Origin of the sequence: Flavobacterium sp. (genome assembly GCF_044357305.1) — a bacterium.
GTDB lineage: Bacteria > Bacteroidota > Bacteroidia > Flavobacteriales > Flavobacteriaceae > Flavobacterium.
In genome coordinates this window covers 88,419-110,799 of sequence record NZ_JBIKPS010000006.1, presented here as the reverse complement: position 1 = coordinate 110,799, position 22,381 = coordinate 88,419, and the positions used below count along the sequence as shown (strand labels likewise).

The 22,381-nt window shown below is 33.2% G+C and carries 21 protein-coding genes; 7 read left to right on the top strand and 14 right to left on the bottom strand.

What is annotated here, in order from left to right; genetic code table 11:
• Positions 1–12: 12 nt before the first annotated feature.
• From ACIQ2J_RS06355 to mraZ, 5 genes are all read right to left on the bottom strand, one after another.
• Positions 13–1,479: a UDP-N-acetylmuramoyl-L-alanyl-D-glutamate--2,6-diaminopimelate ligase gene (locus ACIQ2J_RS06355; RefSeq protein ID WP_396167611.1), complete on the bottom strand. Its 1,467-nt coding sequence runs from the start codon at positions 1,477–1,479 to the stop codon at positions 13–15.
• Positions 1,480–1,516: 37 nt separating this feature from the next.
• The gene (locus ACIQ2J_RS06350) at positions 1,517–3,523 is read right to left on the bottom strand and encodes a penicillin-binding protein (RefSeq protein ID WP_396167609.1); all 2,007 of its coding nucleotides are present in this window, start codon (positions 3,521–3,523) and stop codon (positions 1,517–1,519) included.
• Positions 3,514–3,861, bottom strand: a complete 348-nt coding sequence (locus ACIQ2J_RS06345; RefSeq protein WP_396167607.1) for an FtsL-like putative cell division protein — start codon at positions 3,859–3,861, stop codon at positions 3,514–3,516. The genes ACIQ2J_RS06350 and ACIQ2J_RS06345 overlap by 10 nt, the downstream gene beginning before the upstream one ends.
• A gap of 92 nt (positions 3,862–3,953) precedes the next feature.
• Positions 3,954–4,865 (bottom strand): 16S rRNA (cytosine(1402)-N(4))-methyltransferase RsmH, encoded by a 912-nt coding sequence (gene rsmH, locus ACIQ2J_RS06340; protein WP_396167603.1) that lies wholly within the window; start codon positions 4,863–4,865, stop codon positions 3,954–3,956.
• Positions 4,840–5,313, bottom strand: a complete 474-nt coding sequence (mraZ, locus tag ACIQ2J_RS06335) for a division/cell wall cluster transcriptional repressor MraZ (RefSeq protein ID WP_396167601.1) — start codon at positions 5,311–5,313, stop codon at positions 4,840–4,842. Before mraZ ends, rsmH begins: the two co-directional genes overlap by 26 nt.
• A gap of 401 nt (positions 5,314–5,714) precedes the next feature.
• Between mraZ and ACIQ2J_RS06330 the strand changes: the two genes are divergently transcribed.
• Both ACIQ2J_RS06330 and yihA read left to right on the top strand, forming a co-directional pair.
• Positions 5,715–6,497 (top strand): alpha/beta fold hydrolase, encoded by a 783-nt coding sequence (locus ACIQ2J_RS06330; RefSeq protein ID WP_396167598.1) that lies wholly within the window; start codon positions 5,715–5,717, stop codon positions 6,495–6,497.
• 119 nt (positions 6,498–6,616) lie between these two features.
• Complete coding sequence (gene yihA / locus ACIQ2J_RS06325; protein ID WP_396167595.1) at positions 6,617–7,237, top strand: ribosome biogenesis GTP-binding protein YihA/YsxC; 621 nt, start codon at positions 6,617–6,619, stop codon at positions 7,235–7,237.
• A 69-nt stretch (positions 7,238–7,306) separates the two neighbouring features.
• Here yihA and gldC read toward each other — a convergent pair whose 3' ends face one another.
• A complete protein-coding gene (gene gldC, locus ACIQ2J_RS06320) occupies positions 7,307–7,642 on the bottom strand; it encodes a gliding motility protein GldC (protein WP_396167593.1) in 336 nt (111 codons plus the stop codon).
• Positions 7,642–8,601 (bottom strand): gliding motility lipoprotein GldB, encoded by a 960-nt coding sequence (gene gldB, locus ACIQ2J_RS06315; RefSeq protein WP_396167591.1) that lies wholly within the window; start codon positions 8,599–8,601, stop codon positions 7,642–7,644. Before gldB ends, gldC begins: the two co-directional genes overlap by 1 nt.
• Before the next feature lie 58 nt (positions 8,602–8,659).
• Between gldB and nadE the strand changes: the two genes are divergently transcribed.
• Positions 8,660–9,472 (top strand): NAD(+) synthase, encoded by an 813-nt coding sequence (gene nadE, locus ACIQ2J_RS06310; protein ID WP_396167589.1) that lies wholly within the window; start codon positions 8,660–8,662, stop codon positions 9,470–9,472.
• 86 nt (positions 9,473–9,558) lie between these two features.
• Positions 9,559–10,188, top strand: coding sequence for a LuxR C-terminal-related transcriptional regulator (locus ACIQ2J_RS06305; RefSeq protein ID WP_396167586.1), 630 nt, complete (start codon positions 9,559–9,561; stop codon positions 10,186–10,188).
• A 49-nt stretch (positions 10,189–10,237) separates the two neighbouring features.
• Here ACIQ2J_RS06305 and dnaG read toward each other — a convergent pair whose 3' ends face one another.
• The 6 genes from dnaG to ACIQ2J_RS06275 form a co-directional block, all read right to left on the bottom strand.
• Positions 10,238–12,214 carry a DNA primase gene (gene dnaG / locus ACIQ2J_RS06300; protein WP_396167584.1) on the bottom strand — a complete coding sequence of 659 codons (1,977 nt, stop codon included), beginning with the start codon at positions 12,212–12,214 and terminating at the stop codon, positions 10,238–10,240.
• A gap of 62 nt (positions 12,215–12,276) precedes the next feature.
• Positions 12,277–12,864: a Uma2 family endonuclease gene (locus ACIQ2J_RS06295; RefSeq protein WP_396167659.1), complete on the bottom strand. Its 588-nt coding sequence runs from the start codon at positions 12,862–12,864 to the stop codon at positions 12,277–12,279.
• A 104-nt stretch (positions 12,865–12,968) separates the two neighbouring features.
• On the bottom strand, positions 12,969–14,081 hold the full coding sequence (locus ACIQ2J_RS06290; RefSeq protein ID WP_396167582.1) for a hypothetical protein: 1,113 nt from the start codon (positions 14,079–14,081) through the stop codon (positions 12,969–12,971).
• Positions 14,082–14,135: 54 nt separating this feature from the next.
• Positions 14,136–14,861: a hypothetical protein gene (locus ACIQ2J_RS06285; RefSeq protein WP_396167578.1), complete on the bottom strand. Its 726-nt coding sequence runs from the start codon at positions 14,859–14,861 to the stop codon at positions 14,136–14,138.
• Entirely contained in the window at positions 14,848–15,408 is a 561-nt protein-coding gene (locus tag ACIQ2J_RS06280; RefSeq protein WP_396167576.1) for an RNA polymerase sigma factor, read from the bottom strand. The genes ACIQ2J_RS06285 and ACIQ2J_RS06280 overlap by 14 nt, the downstream gene beginning before the upstream one ends.
• A 335-nt stretch (positions 15,409–15,743) precedes the next feature.
• A complete protein-coding gene (locus ACIQ2J_RS06275) occupies positions 15,744–17,018 on the bottom strand; it encodes an acetyl-CoA hydrolase/transferase family protein (RefSeq protein ID WP_396167574.1) in 1,275 nt (424 codons plus the stop codon).
• 201 nt (positions 17,019–17,219) lie between these two features.
• Here ACIQ2J_RS06275 and map point away from each other — a divergent pair, with 201 nt between their 5' ends.
• The 3 genes from map to ACIQ2J_RS06260 all read left to right on the top strand — a co-directional run bounded on the left by map (position 17,220) and on the right by ACIQ2J_RS06260 (position 19,386).
• Positions 17,220–18,035 (top strand): type I methionyl aminopeptidase, encoded by an 816-nt coding sequence (map, locus tag ACIQ2J_RS06270; protein WP_396167572.1) that lies wholly within the window; start codon positions 17,220–17,222, stop codon positions 18,033–18,035.
• A gap of 246 nt (positions 18,036–18,281) precedes the next feature.
• On the top strand, positions 18,282–18,530 hold the full coding sequence (locus ACIQ2J_RS06265) for a GxxExxY protein (RefSeq protein ID WP_396167656.1): 249 nt from the start codon (positions 18,282–18,284) through the stop codon (positions 18,528–18,530).
• A gap of 85 nt (positions 18,531–18,615) precedes the next feature.
• Positions 18,616–19,386 (top strand): class I SAM-dependent methyltransferase, encoded by a 771-nt coding sequence (locus ACIQ2J_RS06260; protein ID WP_396167569.1) that lies wholly within the window; start codon positions 18,616–18,618, stop codon positions 19,384–19,386.
• 73 nt (positions 19,387–19,459) lie between these two features.
• Here the strand turns inward: ACIQ2J_RS06260 and ACIQ2J_RS06255 are convergent, their stop codons facing one another.
• On the bottom strand, positions 19,460–22,270 hold the full coding sequence (locus tag ACIQ2J_RS06255; protein ID WP_396167567.1) for a M16 family metallopeptidase: 2,811 nt from the start codon (positions 22,268–22,270) through the stop codon (positions 19,460–19,462).
• Between the last annotated feature and the right edge of the window lie 111 nt (positions 22,271–22,381).

The window sequence follows — 22,381 nt, the reverse complement described above, 5'->3', positions numbered from 1 at the left end:
TTCGTGTTTTTACTATTTGTTTAATTGTTCTAATAGTTCTTTTACGGTTTCCATGTCATCAAAATGGTGTTTTACGCCATTAACCTCCTGATACGTTTCATGTCCTTTTCCTGCAATTAGTATAATATCATTTGCATTTGCCAATTGACAGGCGGTTTTTATTGCTTGTTTTCTATCTTCAATAGAAAGCGTTTTTTTATAATTTTGAGGCTCTACTCCTGCTTCCATTTCGGTAATAATCGTAGCCGGATTTTCGGTTCTAGGATTATCGGAAGTAAAAATCACTTTGTCACTCCTTTGCGAAGCGATGTTTGCCATGATAGGTCTTTTGGCTTTATCTCTATCGCCACCACAACCTACAACGGCAATTAATTGTTCGTTATTGGTGCGAATGTCATTGATGGTTTTCAATACGTTTTCTAAAGCATCTGGCGTGTGCGCATAATCTACAATTGCGGTGATTTTATCTTTAGAAACTATAAACTGGAAACGTCCAGAAACACTTTCTAATTCGGATAATAATCGCAAGGCTTCCAAACTATCCATACCTAATTCAACTGCAGTTCCGTAGATTGCTAGTAAATTATACGCATTGAAAGTTCCTATTAATTTTACCCAAACTTCATTATCATTGATCTTCAATAACAAGCCCGATAATTGATTTTCTAAAATCTGTGCTTTGTAATCGGCATACGATTTTAAAGCATAGGTTAGTTTTCTGGCAGCCGTATTTTGCAACATTACAGAACCATTTTTATCATCTACATTGGTTAATGCAAAAGCGGTATTTGGCAAATGATCAAAAAAGGATTTTTTAACGTCTCTATATTCTGCAAATGTTGGGTGGTAATCTAAATGATCGTGGGATAAATTAGTGAAAACGCCACCTTCAAAATGCAATCCTTCGGTACGTTTTTGGTGTATTCCATGAGAACTCACTTCCATAAAACAATACTCGCAACCCACTTCAATCATCTCATTTAAATAATAATTGATAGTCAATGAATCGGGCGTGGTATGGGTTGCAGGATATTCCAACTCATCCACTAGTATTTTAACAGTTGAAAGCAAGCCTACTTTATAGCCCGCTTTTTTATATAATTGGTACAATAACGAAGCTATTGTAGTTTTGCCGTTAGTTCCCGTAACCCCTACTAATCGTAGTTTAGCAGAAGGATTGTCGAAATAATTAGAAGCCATAAAAGCCAAAGCCGAATTGGTGTCTTTCACTTGAATGTAAGTAATTCCTTGTGAAATAGTCTCCGGAAAAGTATCGCAAACTACCACAACTGCACCTAGACTTATTGCTTTTTCGATGAAATCATGTCCGTTGGAAACCGTGCCTCTTATTGCTACAAAAATATCGTTGTCATGCACTTTTCTAGAATCGAATTCGATTTTGTTCACAGAAATATCTGTCGAACCTTTTACCGCTTCGATACCCACTTTGTACAATATGTCTTTTAACAATAACTTCATTTTTTCTCTTTTTGCTTTTTCCAGTTAAGGGTAAATGCTACGATAATTCTAAAACTATAGTGGTGTTTTTATTTATTGGTCCTCCAGCAGGAACGGATTGATTTTTTACTTTTCCGATACCTTTCACTTTTACTTTAATTCCAAGATTTCCTAATATAGCTACCGCATCCATACCCGACATTCCTTTTAAATTTGGAATGGTATTTTTAACCTCTCGCGCTTTAGGATCGTGTTCTTTATAATTGTTTTCTTGGATTGCAATCTTCTTTTCTAAGTTTCTAATTTCATTTGTTGAAGGTGCATCTGTAAATATTTTTTGTGCAATTCTTTTAAATACAGGTCCTGCAACATCGGCACCGTAGTAATTATTTTTAGAAGCATCTGGCTTATGAACCACTACAATGCAAGAATATTTGGGTTTTTCTGCTGGGAAATAACCAACAAAAGAAGAAATATAATGTTTTTCATTACCCCCATTCTTACCGTAATTCGCTTGTGCAGTTCCAGTTTTTCCGGCCATTGAAAAATCTTTAGAATACAACGTTTTTCCGGTTCCTTTCTTTACTACATTATGCAAAACCTCTTTTAATTTTTTTATGGTTTCATCCGAACATATTTTCGGATTAATAACTTCTTTATTGTATTTTTTTATTGTTTTATTCCATTCTTTTATTTCTGAAACAAATTGTGGTTTAACCATTTCTCCATTATTTGCAACAGCATTATACAAAGTCAAAGTTTGCAAAGGAGTAACCGCAACACCATACCCAAAGGCCATCCAAGGTAAAGCCAAAGCGCTCCATCTTTTATCCGAAGGATGAGGGATAATAGGCTTCCCCTCTCCTTGAATTGGTAATCCGAGGGGTTTATTCATGCCCATACGGTCTATTCGATCTAAGAATTGTTTAGGGTTCTTTCTGTAATTTTCATATACAGCTTGCACCATTACCGTATTAGAAGAAATTTCAAAACCGCGCGCTAATGAAATTTTTTGTTCCCCGCCTCTATGAGAATCTTCAACCTTTTTCCCATAATAAGTAATCAATCCCCCTTTTCTATCGTATACTTTGCTAGTATCTACTTTTTGATCGTCTAGCAATGCTATCATGTCTACCAGTTTGAACGTGGAGCCTGGTTCGTGCGATTCCTTTATAGCATAGTTTTCGGTTTCGTAATAGTTGCCACTAATAGCATCTTTTCCTAAATTGGAAATGGCTTTTATTTGCCCTGTTTTAGTTTCCATGACTACCACACAACCGTGTTCTGCTTTGTAATCTTGTAATTGTTTTAGTAAGGCATGGTGCGCAATATCTTGAATGAAAACATCAATACTAGAAATGACATCATAACCATCTTGGGGATCCACTTCGTTAACATCTCTAATTGGTTTCCATTGACCTTTGGCAATTTTTTGTTTTAAAATTTTGCCATCTTTCCCGTTTAAATATTTTCCGAAGGCACCTTCAATTCCAACTTGTTTTTGAATTCCTTCTTCGTTTAATTTATCGTATCCAATAGTTCTTTCAGCAATTTGACCAATTGGATGCACTCGAACTGTTTTTTGTTCTACAATTATCCCTCCCTTGTTAGCTCCTTTTTCAAATAATGGAAAGGTTTTTATTTTAGCATATTCGGTATAACTTAATTTATCAGCAATTAAAGTGTAACGACTTTTACTGTTTCTTGCTTTTCGCAATAGTGCTTGAAAATAAGAACTTGGCTTTCCCAATAATCTTGCTAAATCATCCGAAAGTGGTTTTACATTTTTTTCAAAAACTTCTTCTTTAGGAACCACAGCATCAAAACGAATGGTGTAATTAGGAATAGAAGTTGCTAAAAGACTACCATCCGAGGAATAAATATTTCCTTTATTAGCATGAATCACAAATGTTTTTACGGTAAGATCTTTTGCTAATTTTCTATATTTATCCCCATGAACCCATTGGATATTAGTTAATTTAATAGTAATTGCAATCGCCATCAAAAAGACAACGAATGCAACCAAATAAATTCGGTAAGAGATATATTTATCTTCTACTGCCATAATCTTTTAAAGAAACTTTTTTCTTCTGTTTTTTTAACTTTTATTTTTTGTGGAGGCACTTGCGATGGAAGTATTCCTCTTTCTTTCATTTTTTCGGAAACTGTAGACTCCATTCGTAATTTCATTAACTCCGAACGTCTGTCTACAAATTCCGATCGCAATTCTTTTACCTCATTAGTCAAATCGGCAATTTGAAATATTTTTTGATCGTATTGGTGCGAATTTGCAATCATAATTATAGCTAGAACTACAATAAAAAGAATGAATCTCCAAGTTTTGGTAGCATCTTCATTTACTAGAAATCTCGCTTTTAATATGTTGATTATTCCGCCTTTCATTTTATTAGTGGTCAGTGGTCAGTATTCAGTGCTCAGTGTTCGGTGCTCAGTATTCAGTTAGAAAAAACTGAAAACTGAACAGTGAATACTGTTTACTGTTTCTTTTCTGCTATTCGTAACTTAGCGCTTCGTGCTCTATTATTAAGTTTTATTTCTGCTTCGTTTGGAACAATTAGTTTTCCTATGCTTTTAAACGGAACCGAGAAATTTCCGAAGAAATCGCGTTCTGGTTCTCCTTCAAATAAGCCGTTTTTCATAAATCGTTTCACTAATCGGTCTTCAAGAGAGTGATAGGATATAACACTTAATCGTCCTTCTGGCTTAAGAATTTCTAAAGATTGCTCTAAAAATTCTTTCAAAACTTCCATTTCTTGGTTGACTTCAATTCGAACTGCTTGGTAGATTTGCGCAAGCACTTTATTTTTAAATTGTTCTGGTAAAAAACGACCTAATACCAATTTCAATTCGTCAGTGGTATGAATTGGTTTTATTTCTCTTGCCTCAAAAATGGTCTTTGCTAATGCAGGTGCCGCTTTCAATTCGCCATAATCCAAAAAGACACGTTTTAAGTTGGCTTCATCGTATTCGTTAATCACTTTACTAGCATCCAATTCGTTTCTTTTACTCATTCGCATGTCCAAATCGGCATCAAAACGGGTAGAAAAACCTCTTTCGGGAACATCAAATTGATGGGAAGAAACGCCTAAATCGGCAAGAATTCCATCTACTTGTTTTACGCCGTGAAACCTTAAAAAACGTTTGATATATCTAAAATTTTCCTGAATTAAAGTAAAACGTTCATCTGGTAAAGCATTTACCCAAGCATCTTCGTCTTGATCAAAACCAAACAATTTTCCGTTAGACCCAAGTCGACTCAAAATTTCTTTCGAATGTCCCCCACCCCCAAAAGTGACATCTACATAAATGCCATTGGGGTCTATATTTAAACCATTTACGGTTTCTTGCAATAAAACAGGATTATGATATTCCATTGTCATCGTCATTTACATTTCCCATTACCTCTTCTGCTAAATCGGCAAAATCTACTACCGAATCGTCTATTGCTTTCTCGTATAAATCTTTATCCCAGATTTCTATAATATTTACTGCCGATGACAGCACCACATCTTTATTTATTTGCGCAAAACTGGTTAAATCTTTAGGAACCAATAAACGTCCTAAAGTATCAATATCTACCACTTTTACTCCTGCCGTAAAACGACGAATAAAATCGTTGTTCTTTTTTACAAATCGATTTAACTTATTAATTTTCTGCATCATAACCTCCCATTCCTTCATTGGATACAACTCCAAACAAGGCTGAAAAACAGAGCGCTTCATGACAAACCCGTCTTGAAGAGAAGCAGCCAATTGCTTTTTAAAAGGCGCTGGCAAGAGCAACCTTCCTTTAGCATCTACCTTACACTCGTATGTTCCAATTATTGAATTCAAAAACGTAATTATTAAATGATTTGAGCAAAAATATAAAATATTTTACCACCTTTTACCACATTCTACCACTTTGTTAATAAGTTTTACCACTTTACCTTTTTGAAGAATTTTCTAATATTCTATTATTTTAGAAATAACTTATCAAAATTTTATAATCACTGAATAATTCAAATTAATATAACAAAAAAAGATCTTATTTTTGAATATTATTCAATAAAATTTGAAACACAAAATATAAAAAAATCTTAATAACTACTTGAAATATTGCAGGTTAAGAAAAGGTGTTTTTAATATTAACAAACGTTTATAAACTACTGGTTTTACTTAAATATTTAAGTGAATTCTATGATTGTTGAGATAAAAGTCTATATTTGTAACAATTGAAAAAAAGGGTTTTTAAAATGGATAAAATCATTAAAAAAGAAGGACGGTACAGCTATTTAGAAATTGGGGAAGGAACTCCGATAGTGATTCTTCATGGCTTAATGGGAGGGCTTAGCAATTTTGATGGTGTAGCAGATTATTTTTCGCAAAAAGGATACAAAATTGTTATTCCGGAACTACCTATTTACACCCAAAACATCTTAAAAACCAACGTAAAAGCATTTGCAAAATACGTTAAAGACTTTATCACTTTTAAAGGATATGAAAGAGTAATTTTATTAGGCAATTCACTTGGTGGACACATAGCATTGTACCATGCCAAAATGTATCCTGAAAAGATGCTAGGACTTGTAATTACTGGAAGTTCTGGACTATATGAAAGTGCTATGGGAGATAGTTACCCTAGAAGAGGAGATTACGACTATATTCAGAAAAAAGCCGAAGCGGTTTTTTATGACCCAAAAATTGCTACAAAAGAAATAGTGGATGAAGTTTATGCTATGGCAAACGACCGCATAAAACTTATAAAAACACTTACCATTGCCAAAAGTGCTATACGCCACAATATGGCTAAGGATTTGCCAAAAATGCACATTCCTACATGCATCATTTGGGGAAGAAATGATACCGTTACGCCTCCAGAAGTTGCTTTAGAATTTGAGAAATTACTGCCCAATTCTACCCTTTATTGGATAGATAAATGTGGGCATGCAGCCATGATGGAACAACCAGAAGAATTTAACAGATTACTAGAAGTGTGGTTGCACGAAAAAAGTGAAACTTTAAAAGAAACTAAATAATATTTTTATCGAAAGTATTAACGAAACAAAAATTCAGTTACTATAAATTATCTGAATTCCTATTAATGAAAACCACTATAAAATAAAGAGATTGCTTCGTGCCTCGCAATGACAATAAAATGAAAATTAACACCGCCGAATTTATAATTAGCAACTCTGACGTTACTAAATGTCCTTTAGAACGCTTGCCAGAATATGCTTTTATTGGACGATCCAATGTTGGAAAATCGTCACTAATAAACATGCTTACCAATCATAAAAACTTGGCGAAAACTTCTGGTAAACCTGGAAAAACCCAATTAATTAATCACTTCAAAATTAATGCTAATTGGTTTTTAGTAGATTTACCTGGCTATGGATATGCTCGTGTTTCTAAAAAAACAAAGCAAGTATTTCAGGAATTCATTACCGATTATTTTGAAAGCAGAGAACAATTAGTTTGTGCTTTCGTTTTAATTGACATTCGATTGGAAGCCCAAAAAATAGATTTAGAATTTATAGAATACCTTGGCGAAACTGAAATTCCGTTTAGTATTATTTTTACGAAAGCAGATAAAATTAGTAAAACCAAAATTGATTCACATATTGCCGCATACAAAAAGCAACTTCACGCCAACAATTGGGAGGAGATTCCGCCTTACTTTGTAACCTCAGCAACGGAAGGAACCGGTAAAGATGCTGTTTTAGATTACATTGAAAGCATCAACGAAACTGTTTTTAAGGATATGAATTCGTTTTAAATTCAACAATAAAAAAAAGGAAAAAACATAACAGCTTTTTCCTTTTTTTTATATCTAAAAATTGAAATGTTATTTTTTCAACTCTAATTTCTCTGCAAAATAATCCGTGAAATCACGCATCGTTTCCGTCATTTTTTCATCGTTAGTTGCACGTTCATAAGTATCTGCCATGGCTAAAAGCGATTGGTAAATAAAGATTTTCATCTCATCTACAGGCATATCCTTAGTCCATAAATCAATTCGCAAGGATTCTTTCTTTTCGCTATTCCAAATAGACAACATAATTGCTTTGGCTGCTTCATCTTGAATTCCACCATCTTGTGCCGACCATGTTAAGTTTTCTGGGACTTTATTTTCGTCTAATTCAATAGTGAATTTTATTTCGGAGGTTTCGCTTTTACTCATTATTTTTTTGGTTTGTATTTTGATTTTTCAAATATTTCTTTGGCATCCATTTTAAGTAATTGGGTAACCGTAACTTCATTGTTTTGCATGTAGGAGCGCACTATTTGCCAACCTACCCATTGCCCTACTCTACCAGGAGTTTCGTTATCAATTTCTAAATAAAATTTAGAGAATGGTGCTAAATTAACAAACCGGTTAGGCAATCTTGAATCGGTGCTGAAAAGCAATTTATTACTCACAAAAAATTGCCACATATAATCTTCGTTTTCGGCACACCATTTTATTTGATCCTCGGTATATCCTATACGTTCTGCATCGCTATAATCAGGCAATAATATATCTTTTAAATACAATTCCTTACCTGAACTTATCATTAGGGATAGTAATTCTTTGTCTTTTGGAGCAGGTAAAATACCATAGGAAAAACTAGAAACAATATCCGGAAGCATTTGTCTTTGCTCAAAATTTTGTCTTAAATAAGCGGGGAATTCCGAGTAGAATTTATGGTCTTTTCCTAAATATAATTCCAATGCAATAACCAATTTATCATTAGCATAAATAGCTTTATTAAGATAATCCATTTCACCAATAGCAGTGTAAATCTGTGGAGTAATTACCGTTGGAAAATAGTATTTAATATGTTTGAATAAATCTTCAATCTCGGTTTGTTCGGTACCAAAATTTTTATATTTCTTTTCTACTTCCGCATACAATTCTCTCCATTGCGGATTTTGCATTTTTTCAATCCAAACGTTATCTGGAGTTTCAATAGGAAAAAAATCAGGAAAAGCCATTTTAACTTTGGGTAAATCTTTTGGTTTAGCATCAAAAAATGCTTGTTCAAAACGATGTAGCTTAATAGTTACTGGGATTTTTTCTACGGCACTTTCAATTTTGCTTTGCTTATCACAAGAAAAAAATAATAGTCCAAATGCGATGAGATAAATATATTTTTGCATACTTAATTTTAATATTTTTGCAAATATACATTACCAAATCTTAATTCATTCTTAAACTATGGGTAAAAAAAGTACAATTGCAGTGGAAAAGGTTAATGACCATATTGTTAATTGGTTAAAAACCTACGCTGTTAACGCAAAAGTAAACGGATTTGTGGTTGGAATTTCAGGCGGAGTAGATTCTGCAGTTACCTCAACCCTCTGTGCTCAAACTGGCTTACCTACTTTATGCATAGAAATGCCAATTCATCAAGCGGCTAACCAAGTGAGCCGAGGGAAAGAACACATCAGTCAACTGCAAAAAAGGTTTTCAAACGTGAGTGCCGCCGAAGCTAATTTAACCCCTATTTACGAAGCTTTTAAAACAGAAATGCCTGAAAGTACGGATGAAACAAAATACCACTTAGCACTAGCGAATACCCGTGCCCGATTACGAATGACTACCTTGTATTATTTTGCTGGAATTCATGGTTTTTTAGTAGCTGGAACTGGAAATAAAGTGGAAGATTTTGGTGTAGGTTTTTACACAAAATACGGTGATGGAGGTGTAGATGTTAGTCCGATAGCCGATTTAATGAAAAGTGATGTTTTTGCTCTTGGTAAATATTTACAAATCCCCGATTCGATTCAGAATGCTCAACCCACCGATGGACTGTTTGGTGACAACCGAACAGATGAAGATCAATTGGGTGCAAGCTACGACGAGTTAGAATGGGCTATGCTAGAAGAAGAGAAAAAAAGGAGAAATTCTGCTAATTATTCCGAAAGAGAAAAAGAAGTTGTTACCATATACAATAGACTTAATAAAATCAACAAACACAAGATGTTACCTATTCCAATTTGTGAAATTCCAATTGAATTGCAACAATAATAATAAAATTTCTTTCTTTTTTTAATTTTATTTTGTAGCTTTACTATATAAATATGTGAATTTTTTTATCTATTAAATATAAAGTTATGATAAGTGTTTGTCTGGCTGATAATTTACCTGTGGTTCATTACGGCGTAAAATCTTATTTTAAAGACCATCCGGAAATTAATATCACTTCTAATGTAGGAAGTTTCTTAATGATTCCCGAGGCTTTAAAAAATAAAATGATAAATGTTTTGGTAATCGATCTCGAATTGAACGGGTTGAAAAGCATTTATGAGTTGAAAGCTATAATAAGGAGCTTTCCTAATACGAAAGTTTTAGTTTTCACCAACTTAAACGAAAAAATATATGCTTCTAATGCTATAAAAGCAGGCGCATCAGGATTTATCCATAAATCTTCCAAACTGGAAACTCTAGGAAAAACAATACTTAGAGTTGCACAAGGGATTGTAATCATGAATGATACAGTAAGGAAAAATTTGGTTCTTATTGCAAAGCAAAATAAAACCGAACAAATTTACCGAAAGCTATCCAACAGAGAAGTTGAAGTATTGCGCTATTTAAGCGATGGTAAAAAGAATAATGAAATATCCAAAATTTTAGGACTAAACGAAAAGACGATAAGTACCTACAAGCTTCGTCTATTACAAAAGCTAAACGTATCTAATTTGGTTGATTTGGTAAATAAAGCCAAAAATTTAGAGATAGTTTAAGAAATTTCAATTGGGAAGCCCCAAAACCAATTGAGATTAAATTTTTTTATTAATTGTGCCTTGAGATTACTCTCCCTAGTTTTTTAGAAAATATATTGGTCAACCCTAAATAATCCATCACCATAGAAAGTGTTTCGGTATTATCTATTTCTGAATCTTTAGTGATAGAGGATTTTAATTCATCTATTATTTTGTTAACCAAAAACCAACGAAGTGTTACTATCGTTTCGGATACGTATTGGCTAATAGTTTTATCTTTTCCTTTAACGAAAATGTTTTTAGCTTCCCAATTATGCAAGGTTTCGCGCTCGTCGTTCATTAAGATAGTGGTAACTTCTTGCGACAATTCGCTAGGTAGTTGGGAAAAATATTGGTCTAATTCGAACGATTCATTTTGATTAAAATAATGAATCAAATCGTTATAGATACTTTTAAACAAAGGATTAGCAAGTTCTATTTCGTCCTCTTGAAGACTTAAAAAAATGCGTTGGTGTACTTTGTACCGATTCATTTCTTTAACCTCTTCCAGATCGCCGTTTGCGTTGGTTTTAAGTAGCACTTCTTCAAATTCATCTTCTACATTGCCATAGATTAAAAGTATCTCAATAATCTTATGTTCCAATTCAAATTGGATATCCACATTTACAGCAGCAATAACATTTTCATTTTTTACAACTTCAAATGATTTTTGCTCCTCTTTTTGTTTTTTTCCTAATTCGTTGATGTCTTTTTTAACCAGTTGTGCCAAGGTATTAAAAAGCACTTCCTCGGAAATATCCATAATTCGGGATACTTCTTGAATATAAACTTCCCGTTTTATTCTATCTGGAATTTTAGAAATACTAGCAACCATATCCCGAATTAAATCGGCTTTTTTAATAGGATCGTTCTTAGCATCCTTCATCAAAAGAGAAGCTTTGAACTGAATAAAGTCCATTGCATTGTCTTCGAGGTACTTCGTCAAGTCCTGCAGCGGTGTTTTCTTTGCAAAACTATCGGGATCATCACCATCTGGAAAAGTACATACTTTTACATTCATACCTTCTTCTAGAATCAAATCGATTCCTCGAATGGAAGCTCTTAATCCGGCAGCATCCCCATCAAAAAGAACTGTGATGTTTTTGGTAAGTCTATTAATTAACCGAATTTGATCTGGAGTTAAAGCAGTCCCAGAAGAGGCAACTACATTTTCAATTCCGGCTTGGTGCATCTGAATAACATCGGTATACCCTTCAACCAAAAAACAATTATCTAATTTGGCAATGGCTTGTTTGGCATGAAAAATCCCATATAAAACCTTACTTTTATGGTACAAATCACTTTCGGGGGAGTTTAAATATTTAGCCGCTTTTTTTTCGTTGGTTAAAATTCTTCCTCCAAAACCTAAAACTCGTCCCGACATGGATTGAATAGGGAACATCACCCGACCTTTAAATCGGTCAAACTGTTTGCCTTCGCCAACAATGGTAAGACCTGTTTTTTCAAGAAATTCTAAATTATATCCCTTACCGAGTGCTTCTTTAGTAAAAGCATCCCAAGTGGCTGGAGAATATCCTAAATTAAATTTTTTGATGGTATCGTTGGTAAATCCTCTTTCCTTGAAATAGGAATAGGCAATTGCTTTTCCTTCTTCGGTATTAAGCAAAACGTCTTGAAAATATTTGCTTGCAAATTCAGAAACCAAATACAAACTCTCTTTCTCGTTGGCAACTTCTTTTTCTTCGTTAGAAAGTTCGGTTTCTTCAATTTCGATGTTGTATTTTTTTGCCAAATAGCGAATGGCTTCCGGATAGGTAAAATGTTCGTGCTCCATGATGAAAGCCACAGAATTTCCTCCTTTACCAGAACTAAAATCTTTCCAAATTTGTTTCACAGGAGAAACCATGAACGAAGGAGATCGCTCATCTGAAAACGGACTTAACCCTTTGTAGTTACTACCGGCGCGTTTTAATTGTACAAAATCGCCGATAACCTCCTCCACTCGAGCAGCATCATAAACTTTATCTATGGTTTCTTTGGTAATCAATTTTAGGTTCTAAGATTATAGGTTCTAAGGTTTCAAAGTTACACGTTTTTAAACAATAAAACCTATTGGAAAATTTCTTCTAAAACAAAATTGAGTTCTGGAAACAGTGGACTAGCAATTACATCTTCTTCAATTAAAGGATGTAAGCCTATAAATTGATCTTCTTTTAAAATATAAATAAAAAGAGTTTTATCTTGTGGATTAACAATCCAATATTCTAAAACGCCTGCTTCTTGATATAAATCAAATTTATATTTCATTTCTTTATTGGAATTTCCTGGCGAAAGAATTTCAATTACCAAATCGGGAGCACCAAAAGCACCACGAGCATCCAACTTATCTTCATCGCAAATGACACATAAATCGGGTTGCACTACGGTAAAAACATCCTTGTCTAGTGTTGATTTTTTTTTATCTAATAATCGAACATCAAAAGGGGCAGAAAATAATTTGCAAGGATGATTTTTAAATTCATTCCACAAAATACCTACTAAATTACTGGATATTTTTTGATGGAATGTACTTGGAGCGGGGCTCATTTTAGAAATTTTTCCTTTAATGAGTTCCAACCTATCTTGAAATTTCCAAGTAAGATAATCGGCATACGAATAGATCTTATCTAAATCTAACTGATTGATATTGGTAATCATTGCATTATTTTTTTTCAAAGTTACTAATTTTTATAAAACAAAAAAATCCTTCCTAAATAACTTAGAAAGGATTTTAAAAGCATAACTAATCTAACAAATCATTATTAATTCCAATCGAAACGAATTCCTAAAGAAATGTTGTTTTGCTTCACAATATTATTTTTAAACATTGGATTCAAATCGTATTTTAAATATAAACTAGTTTGTTTATATCCAACATAGGTACTTAAACCATAATTCCAATCTGGCACATTCCAATTTCCCTTCTGTCTTTCATTTACTCTGTAACCATTTTCTTCGTAAGAAAGGAATTGTTTGGAATTCGTGTTATATCCAACAAAACCTCCAATACCAAATCGAAATCCTTCTTCAATTTTGAAAATTCTATTATTATTTTTATCAAACTTCTTTTTCGAAAAATCAAACTCCAAAAACAATGGAATAGTTACAAAAACATTTTTAAAATAAGTATCTCTTTGTCTTAACTCTGTTGGATAAGTTGCTAAAGTTGTTTGCCCGTTAGTATCTACAAAATATCGATTTTCCGATGCTGTCAACCCATTATAAACCCCTGTTAAGCCATATTTAAAGTGAAAAATATTGTTGGTTTTAAAAATTCGTGTATTGAAAGATATTCCCAATTCAAAGAAAACAGATCTATTATATTTGAAATCGGAATTGGCCACGGCTCCATTAGTTACAAGATTATTAAATCCAGTTGCTAAGACCATCTGTGAGGTAGTTCTCTTTTCATAATCAATATTTTTATTGACAAACAACCTTCTACTAATACCCTTTACATCTATATAAGTACTATCAGTTACTGTGTATTTGATTTTATGTTTTTTTCCGTAATATACAACACTATCGTATACATTTGCTTTATTATCAAAACTTTTGATTTTCCCATCCACTTGTTTTTGCACCAAATCTTTTAATTCAAGTTGAACAAAAGCAATTCTATTTTCAATAATTGCTGCTCTTGCTTCGGCTAATTTTTTCTTTTTATCATCGGCTTGTTCTTTGGTGATATTGCCTTTTTCAAGCTGTAGGTTTACTCCTTCTACTTCTGTTCTTAATTTGGCTTTTTCTTCATTAGTAATACTAGTTATTTTTTCGGCAATGGCTTTTGCTTTGCTTTCAAAAGTTTCTTGGGCAACTAATTTGCTTGCTAAAAGACATAGGGATAACGTTAAGTAAATTATAAAATTTCTCATTTTTTTGGTTTTAAAAATTGGGATTGAAATTGATTTTTGAAATTGTAATTGCTTTTATTCTTGGTTTCTAGTTTGTAAAGCAACTTTAATTTCCTTGTAATTTTTGGTTATTCTTTTTAAAGCTTTTTCTTTAAAAGTTTCATCTAATTCTCCGTCGACTTGAGATAAAAGACTGTTGGCGTTTACTGTAATTTTTGGACTTGTATTTGATTTTGTTGGTGTATCTACTGCTGCTAACAAATCTATAGCATTTACTTTTATAGAATTGGAAACCCTAATTTCTTTAGAAAATTCTATTCTTGGAAGTTGATTTTGCGCGATAACTTCGTTGCTTTGAAACTCAATTTCTTTATCCTGAATAATTAATGGATTTACTATAGGTTGAGGGTTGTGGGTTGTAGGTTGTAGTTCCTGGTTTATTGTTGGTTTGTTGTTAGTTGCTTCAACAACTTGTTCTTCTTGTTTGCTACTTACTGATGTATTGTTATTACTATTGTTATTGCTATTACTATTGACATTATCATTTCCAATAACAACGTTATTTTCTGGTTTAATGGCGTTTTCTTTCGGAGAAAAGTAAAACAATCCAAGTGAAATAAAAAGTAAAATACTTGCTGCTATACCTATATCTTTATAGGATAGAAAAGCGAAACGTTTAGTTTTTTTATCTTCGGCTAACGTCAACATTGCGTCCAATCGGTCCCAAGCCATTGGGCTAGGTTGGATTTCGCGAGCATTGAGTTGCTCTTTTATTTGGGTTTCTAATTTATTCGGTTCCATTGGTGTAATTTTTTAATTTGCTAATATTATTTTGCAATATTTTTCTGGCATGCGATAATTGTGATTTGGAAGTTCCTTCTTTTATTTGCAATATTTCTGCAATTTCCTGATGTTTATATCCTTCTATTGCATAAAGGTTGAATACCATTTTATAACCATCGGGCAAACTATCTATTAAAAATTGAATATCGTCAACAGAAAACTGGCTTTCAATGTTATTAGAACTCTCTTCCCGGAAATTCTCGTCTTCTAAAAATTTTACTTTCTTTTGAACCCTAAGAAAAGAGATACATTCGTTAACCATTATTCGTCGTATCCAACCTTCAAAACTGCCTTCGTGTTTAAAGTTTTTCAAACTAGTAAAGACTTTCATGAAAGCGGTAATCATTACGTCTTCTGCCAAATGCAAATCTTTAATGTATTGCCTACAAACTCCTAACATTTTAGGCGAAAATTTAGAATAAATCTGGTGTTGTGCATGCCGGTTACTCTCGACAGCCTGTTCGATCAGTTCTTTTTCTTCGGTATGTAAGTGGATTACTTTCATAATTAGTGTTCGTTGTTCAGCGATTAGTGTTCCGTAATTCGCTTTAGAAACAGACTTCTATTAGCATAGACGAGAGTCGATGTAAAATGGTTGCATGAATGGGTTAAAATAATTATTTCTTGATTATATAATTATATTCCTACCTTTTGACAACTCTCTAAATATATAATTTAAATATGGGCTTACAATGATACTCAAAATAAAAAATATACTATGAAAGCGGGAATTGCCTTTTCCTAAAATAGGTAAACCATTCACTTCTGATAAAAAAAATACCTAACAGGTTAAAAAAACCTATTAGGATATAAAAAAATGAAAAATAATCTATTTAAAATCTACATTTTATTAAATAATTCGTAGTATTCTTTTTCGATGCTTTCTCGATGGTTGGGATGGGAAATCCGAACCAACTCGGCTGCACGTTGGCGTAGGGTTTTTCCGTATAAATCGGCAATTCCGTACTCGGTAATAACGTAATGAATATGGGCTCTTGTAGTAACAACTCCGGCTCCTTGTTTCAAGAAAGGAACGATACGGCTAACGCCTTTTTTGGTAGTGGATGGCAATGCAATAATGGCTTTTCCGCCTGGACTTAGTGATGCACCTCGGATAAAATCCATTTGACCACCAACGCCGGAATACATTTGTGGCCCTATAGAATCGGCACAAACTTGTCCGGTAAGATCCACTTCTATAGCCGAATTTATAGCAATCATTTTAGGATTTTTACGAATTCGAGCGGTGTCGTTTACCATTGAAGATTCTTTCATTTCTATAAACGGATTGTCGCTTACAAAATCATACAAACGTTTGGAACCCATTAAAAAAGTGGCTAAAACTCTACCTCTTAGAGTGCCTTTATAATTGCAATTGATGACATCTTTTTCTATTAAATCAATCACCCCATCGGAAAACATTTCAGTGTGTAAGCCTAAATCTTTGTGGTTGGTTAATTTGCTCAAAGCAGCATTTGGAATAGATCCTATCCCCATTTGAAGGGTGCTTCTATCATCAATTAAGGAAGCGATGTAGGCGCCTATTTTTTCTTCTTCGGAAGTAAATGGTTCGGGTTCGTGACCATAAATTGGCATATTTACATCCACCAAATAATCAATTTCATCTACGTGTAAAATTCCATCACCAAAGGTTCTTGGCATTTGCGGATTTACTTGTGCCACTACAATTTTGGCGTTTTCTATAGCGGCAACGGTAGCTTCTACAGAAACTCCAAGTGAACAATATCCGTGACGATCGGGAGGTGAAACGTGAATAAAAGCAACATCAATTGGCAATACATTTTTACGAAATAAATGTGGTAATTCACTTAAGAAAACCGGAGTATACGAACCATTTCCTGCTTTTAAAGTATGGCGCACATTGGCTCCAATGAAAAAAGAATTTACATGGAAACTTTCGGCCAAAGCGGGGTTGGCGTAGCGTGCTTCTCCTTCTACATGCAAGTGGCAAATTTCCACATTGCGCAATTCGGAGGCTCTTTCGGTTAATGCATTGGCTAATATAGTGGGTGCTGCTGCGGCAGCCTGAAGATAAACCCTATCTCCAGATTTTACGACTTTTACAGCATCGGCTGCGGTTACATATTTACTCATACCTAATAAATTTTGTACAAAGTTAAAATTTAAAGCAACTAAAAAATATGACAAAACTCATACTTAGAGAAAATTTCAAAAATTAAAACTCCAAATTCCAATTACACTGCTCTAATACAATAACTAGAGTTATAAATTTTCTACAAAGGAAGATCAAATACTGAACACTTTTCACTATTTTTGCGCTCTCAAATCAAGACAATGATTATTCCAAAAACAAGAGAAGAAATTGAATTAATGCGTGAAAGTGCGCTTATTGTTTCTAAAACCTTAGGGGAAATAGCCAAAGTTATTAAGCCAGGGGTAACTACTTTATATTTAGATAAATTAGCCGAAGAATGCATAAGAGATCACGGGGCTGTCCCAGGATTTTTAGGTCTTTATGGCTTTCCTAATACTTTATGTGTGAGTCCGAATACACAGGTAGTTCATGGGATTCCGAATAGCAAACCGCTAGAAGAAGGCGATGTTATTTCTGTAGATTGTGGTGCTTTGAAAAACGGATTTTATGGTGATCATGCCTATAGTTTTGAAATTGGTGAGGTGGCTCCAGAGGTAAAAAAATTATTACAAGTTACTAAAGAAAGTCTTTATGTGGGCATACGGGAATTCCGAATTGGAAATCGCGTAGAAGATGTAGGAAGTGCTATCCAAAAATATTGTGAAAGCCATGGTTACGGAGTTGTTCGTGAACTTGTGGGCCACGGATTAGGAAGAAAAATGCACGAAGATCCCGAAATGCCAAATTACGGAAAACGTGGTCGTGGCAAAATGTTTATTGAAGGAATGGTAGTTGCAATTGAACCGATGATTAACATGGGAACTAAAAATGTAAAGCAACTAAAAGATGGTTGGACAATTCTAACTGCCGATGGTAAACCCAGCGCGCACTTTGAACACGATGTAGCATTAATTGATGGAAAACCAGAAATTTTATCTACTTTTAAATATGTTTATGATGCTTTGGGCATTGTGAGTAATGAAGAAGATGAGTTTAGAAGACAACCGTTGAGTTAGACACGAATTTCACTAATTTTCACTAATTATTTACTTGTTTATTACACTAATAAAACTTCGTTTTATTTTTTGAATTGTTTTGCTTTAATAATTTCACTATGTTAAAGTAAAATATTTTAAAATGGTGGATTTATATTTAAAAGAAGAAGTCTATAAAATAATTGGTTTATGCTGGAAGTTCATAATGTTCTTGGTAAAGGGCATACTGAAGTTGTTTATAAAGACGCATTAGAGTATTAATTCAAAATAAATGCTATTCCGTTTGAAAGAGAAAAAGAATATAAAATACAATATAAAGATATTATTCTTCCTAGAAAATACAATGCCGATTTTGTAGTATTTGAAGAAATAATATTTGAAGTTAAAGCAATATCGCAATTAACCATAAGCGATACTAAACAGACTCTAAATTATTTAGCATCTTCAAAAAACAAATTAGGTTTATTAGTGAATTTTGGAGAAGATAGTGTGAAATACAAAAGAATAATTTTGTAATTAAAAAAACGAAGTTTTTAAATTTGTGCAAATTATACAGAAATAAAATTTGTGCAAATTCGTGAAATTCGTGTAAAAAAGAATCATGAAAAAAATATTCAAGTTTATTTTAAATACCATTCCGAGGCCAATACTAATTCGATTGAGCATTGTGGTGCGACCAATATTAGCATTTCTTTTAAAAGGAAGTCGGTTTACCGACCCAATTGACGGGAAAAGTTTTAGTATGTTTTTGCCTTATGGCTACGGAAACCAACGCAACAACGTGCTTTCACCAAGTACACTTTCACTAGAAAGACACCGTTTATTATGGTTGTATTTGCAAAATGAAACCGATTTTTTTACTTCAAAAGAAAAGAAAAAGGTATTGCATTTTGCTCCCGAACAAGAATTTTACAAACGTTTTAAAAAGCAAACAAATATCGAGTATACAACAACCGATTTGCTTTCGCCTTTGGCCGATGTAAAAGCAGACATATGTAATTTGCCTTTTGAAGACAATGCCTACGACATTATTTTTTGCAACCACGTTTTAGAACACATTCCAGATGATACCAAAGCGATGCAAGAATTATATCGGGTATTAAAACCCGGTGGTATGGGGATATTTCAAATTCCGCAAGAGTTATCACGAGCAACTACTTTTTCAGACGATTCTATTGTTGATCAAAAAGAACGCGCTAAAATCTTCGGGCAATACGATCATGTTAGAGTATACGGAAGAGACTATTTTGACAAATTAAGAAGCATCGGTTTCAAAGTTATTGAAGAAGATTACACAGCCAAACTTACTCCAGAATTGGTAGAAAAATATTGTTTGGCAAAAGGAGAAATTATTCCGGTTTGTTTTAAATAATCATTATTTATATAAAAGATAAAGCCCTGTTTGTAAGATACAAACAGGGCTTTTCATTTTTAGTAATTGCTAACTATTTTGCCTCAGGCAATAAAATTCCGATTACTTTATCTTTGGTTAAATACTTTTGAGCAACATTCTGAATATCTTTAGCGCTAACCGCATTGATGTTTTCTTCTGTTTTCAATACCTCATCCGCACTTATTCCGTTGGTATAAGCTTTGGTGAAATTAGACATCCAAAATTTATTTTCCTTGCTGTTTTTCTTAAATTCTAATAATTCCGCTTCTTTAAATTTTGCTACATCTTTATCCTCCGGACCTTTATCAATTATTTTTTGTAATTCGTTTAAGGCTGATGTCACTAATTTATCGGTATTTTCTGGTCCACATGGGAAACCTATAGAAAAATTATAACCACCATTAGGTACTTTACTCATGCTACCTCTTGCAGAAATTCCGTAAACCCCACTTTCGTTTTCTCTTAATTCTTCTATTAATTTTATAGTTAATACTTCCCCTAAAGCTTGCATAGTAATTGCCTCTTTGGGAGAATATTCGGCATCTCCATAATACATAATGGTTACGTTACTTTTGGCATCCGATCCTTTATTTACTGTTTTCTTTAAATCTCCTTTAAGCATTCGGTAACCTAAATCTACCGCTTTTTCTTTTGTTGTAGTTGATGGTAAAGAAGCTAGGTATTTAGCTGAAAGTTCTTCCATTACTTTATCATCAACATTTCCAACAAAGAAAAACTCAAAATCACCAGCATTAGCAAATCGTTCTTTATATTTATTATATGCTAACAGATAATCGGTTTCTGCCCACGTTTTATCATTTGGAAAAATACCAAGAAATCTAGGATTTTCTTTCATTAAATAACCGTAAAACTCTTGTTGAAAATAAACATTTGGTTGCGAAGAAAGATTTTTAAAGAACCCCGATTGTTTTTGTTTGTAACTTTCAAAAGCATCTTTGTCAAAATTCAAATCCGTCATATAGGCATAAGTCATTTGAAATAAATATTCTAAATCTTTTGGAGTTGCATTACCTCTAAATCCTTCGGTTATATTAGAAATATAAGGTCTTGACATTGCTATTTTACCCGACATGAATTTGTCGATGTCCGTTTGTTTTAATCCAGAAAATCCTGCTTCTGTAAGACCTCCATTGGCAAATTGCACTTTTTTGGCATTCTCATTAGAATACAAATTACTTCCGCCAAAACTGATGCCTTCCATTAAGATTTCATCATTTTTAAAATCGGTTTTTTTGTACGTTACTTTAGCTCCATTAGAAAGAAACAAAGTCGTAGTTCCAATTTTATCATTGGCTTCTTTTTTTACTATAGAACCAGATTTTACTTCGTTTCTAAGTAAACTTTTTGCAGTTGCTTCTTCTTTATAAGGAGTAATATCTGCATCCGTAATGTTTAAAACTTTTAACACTTCTTGTTCTGTAACTTTTTTCAAGCCTTCCTTTTCTGGACCGGTAAAAACAACAACTCTATTGTCGTTTTTTACATAATTTTTTATCAAACTATTTACATCCAAAAGTTGAATAGAAGGCAACATTTTTTTGGTGGTTTCAAACTCCCAAGTAATTCCTGGGATAACTTCTTTTTCTAAAAAATTTCTTTGGTATTCTCCTACAAAACTATCCGAATTAGTTTTGTCTTTTTCATTAAAACTTTTTTCGTAATTAGCTAATACATCTGCTTTAGCTCTGTCCAATTCGTTTTGTGTAAAACCATATTTTTTTGCTCGTTCGTTTTCAGTAACTAAAACTTTTAAAGCCTCTAATTGTTTATCTTCTTGTGTCATTGCAAAAGATTGATATCCTTCTTTAGTTCTTGCCCAAGTTCCCCCATGATAAGAAAAACCATATATAAAAGGTGGAGTTGGAGAATGGGTTAACTCCTCCAGTCTATTGTTCAACATTCCTGTAAACAACCCTTTAATTAGATCATTTCTATAATCTCCAACGGTAACCGCTTTTTTAGGCATCCCAGCATCTTTATAAAGTAATTGAACCTGAACATCCGATGCTTCTTTATCGCTCTCGACACAAACAAAAGTTTCATTATGATTAGGTACTTCATAAACTGTTCTAGGGCGTTCGTTTTTAGGATTTTTATAACTTCCAAAATGGTCCTTGATTTTTTGCTCCATTTGAGCCACATCAATATCTCCAACAACAATTACGCTCATTAAATTTGGGCGGTACCAATCTTTGTAAAAACTAACTAATTTATCATATGTGAATTTTTCTAAAATCTCTTTTTTTCCGATTGGTAATCGATCTGCATAATGAGAATTGTACATCATTTTTGGAAGATACCTTTCTTCCATTCTTTTATCTGCACCTAGTCCTAATCGGTATTCTTCTAGAACTACCCCTCGTTCTTTATCAATTTCCTCCGGAGTCAAATTAGCATTAAAAGCCCAGTCTTCAATAATCTTAAAACCATTTTCTAACTTTGTGGGGCTATCCGAAGGTATCGGCAAAAAATAAACCGTCTCATCAAAACTAGTATAGGCATTTAAATGCTGCCCAAATTTCACCCCAATACTTTGCAGATAATCTACTAATTTATTCTTCGGAAAACTCTTGGTTCCGTTAAAGTTCATGTGTTCCATAAAGTGCGCCAAGCCTAGCTGTTCGTCGCTCTCTAGTATGGAACCTGCATTTACAACTAATCGTAAATCTACCTTGTTTTCGGGTTTAGAATTTTTACGTATGTAATACGTTAATCCATTCGATAGCTTCCCAATTTTTACATTGGAATCTAAAGGAATCGCATCGGTTCCTTTCAAATCTTGCGCAATTATTGACAATGGAAATGCCAATAACAATAACAATGTGGTGTGCAATTGTTTCATAAAAATATATTTTTTGTTTCTAATAAAGATATCATAATAACCTAAAAACCTACTATTTATTATAATAGTTTTAACAAAAAAATTAAATTTAACATTTTGAATCTATCTAAA

What these genes read in the sequence shown, in the direction of transcription:
- ACIQ2J_RS06290 (WP_396167582.1), bottom strand. Translation starts at nt 14,081, where the DNA reads ATGAGAAATTTTATAATTTACTTAACGTTATCCCTATGTCTTTTAGCA.
- ACIQ2J_RS06345 (WP_396167607.1), bottom strand. Translation starts at nt 3,861, where the DNA reads ATGAAAGGCGGAATAATCAACATATTAAAAGCGAGATTTCTAGTAAAT.
- ACIQ2J_RS06330 (WP_396167598.1), top strand. Translation starts at nt 5,715, where the DNA reads ATGGATAAAATCATTAAAAAAGAAGGACGGTACAGCTATTTAGAAATT.
- ACIQ2J_RS06355 (WP_396167611.1), bottom strand. Translation starts at nt 1,479, where the DNA reads ATGAAGTTATTGTTAAAAGACATATTGTACAAAGTGGGTATCGAAGCG.
- ACIQ2J_RS06305 (WP_396167586.1), top strand. Translation starts at nt 9,559, where the DNA reads ATGATAAGTGTTTGTCTGGCTGATAATTTACCTGTGGTTCATTACGGC.
- ACIQ2J_RS06285 (WP_396167578.1), bottom strand. Translation starts at nt 14,861, where the DNA reads ATGGAACCGAATAAATTAGAAACCCAAATAAAAGAGCAACTCAATGCT.
- yihA (WP_396167595.1), top strand. Translation starts at nt 6,617, where the DNA reads ATGAAAATTAACACCGCCGAATTTATAATTAGCAACTCTGACGTTACT.
- ACIQ2J_RS06295 (WP_396167659.1), bottom strand. Translation starts at nt 12,864, where the DNA reads ATGATTACCAATATCAATCAGTTAGATTTAGATAAGATCTATTCGTAT.
- gldB (WP_396167591.1), bottom strand. Translation starts at nt 8,601, where the DNA reads ATGCAAAAATATATTTATCTCATCGCATTTGGACTATTATTTTTTTCT.
- ACIQ2J_RS06275 (WP_396167574.1), bottom strand. Translation starts at nt 17,018, where the DNA reads ATGAGTAAATATGTAACCGCAGCCGATGCTGTAAAAGTCGTAAAATCT.
- ACIQ2J_RS06255 (WP_396167567.1), bottom strand. Translation starts at nt 22,270, where the DNA reads ATGAAACAATTGCACACCACATTGTTATTGTTATTGGCATTTCCATTG.
- gldC (WP_396167593.1), bottom strand. Translation starts at nt 7,642, where the DNA reads ATGAGTAAAAGCGAAACCTCCGAAATAAAATTCACTATTGAATTAGAC.
- rsmH (WP_396167603.1), bottom strand. Translation starts at nt 4,865, where the DNA reads ATGACGATGACAATGGAATATCATAATCCTGTTTTATTGCAAGAAACC.
- ACIQ2J_RS06350 (WP_396167609.1), bottom strand. Translation starts at nt 3,523, where the DNA reads ATGGCAGTAGAAGATAAATATATCTCTTACCGAATTTATTTGGTTGCA.
- ACIQ2J_RS06260 (WP_396167569.1), top strand. Translation starts at nt 18,616, where the DNA reads ATGAAAAAAATATTCAAGTTTATTTTAAATACCATTCCGAGGCCAATA.
- map (WP_396167572.1), top strand. Translation starts at nt 17,220, where the DNA reads ATGATTATTCCAAAAACAAGAGAAGAAATTGAATTAATGCGTGAAAGT.
- nadE (WP_396167589.1), top strand. Translation starts at nt 8,660, where the DNA reads ATGGGTAAAAAAAGTACAATTGCAGTGGAAAAGGTTAATGACCATATT.
- ACIQ2J_RS06280 (WP_396167576.1), bottom strand. Translation starts at nt 15,408, where the DNA reads ATGAAAGTAATCCACTTACATACCGAAGAAAAAGAACTGATCGAACAG.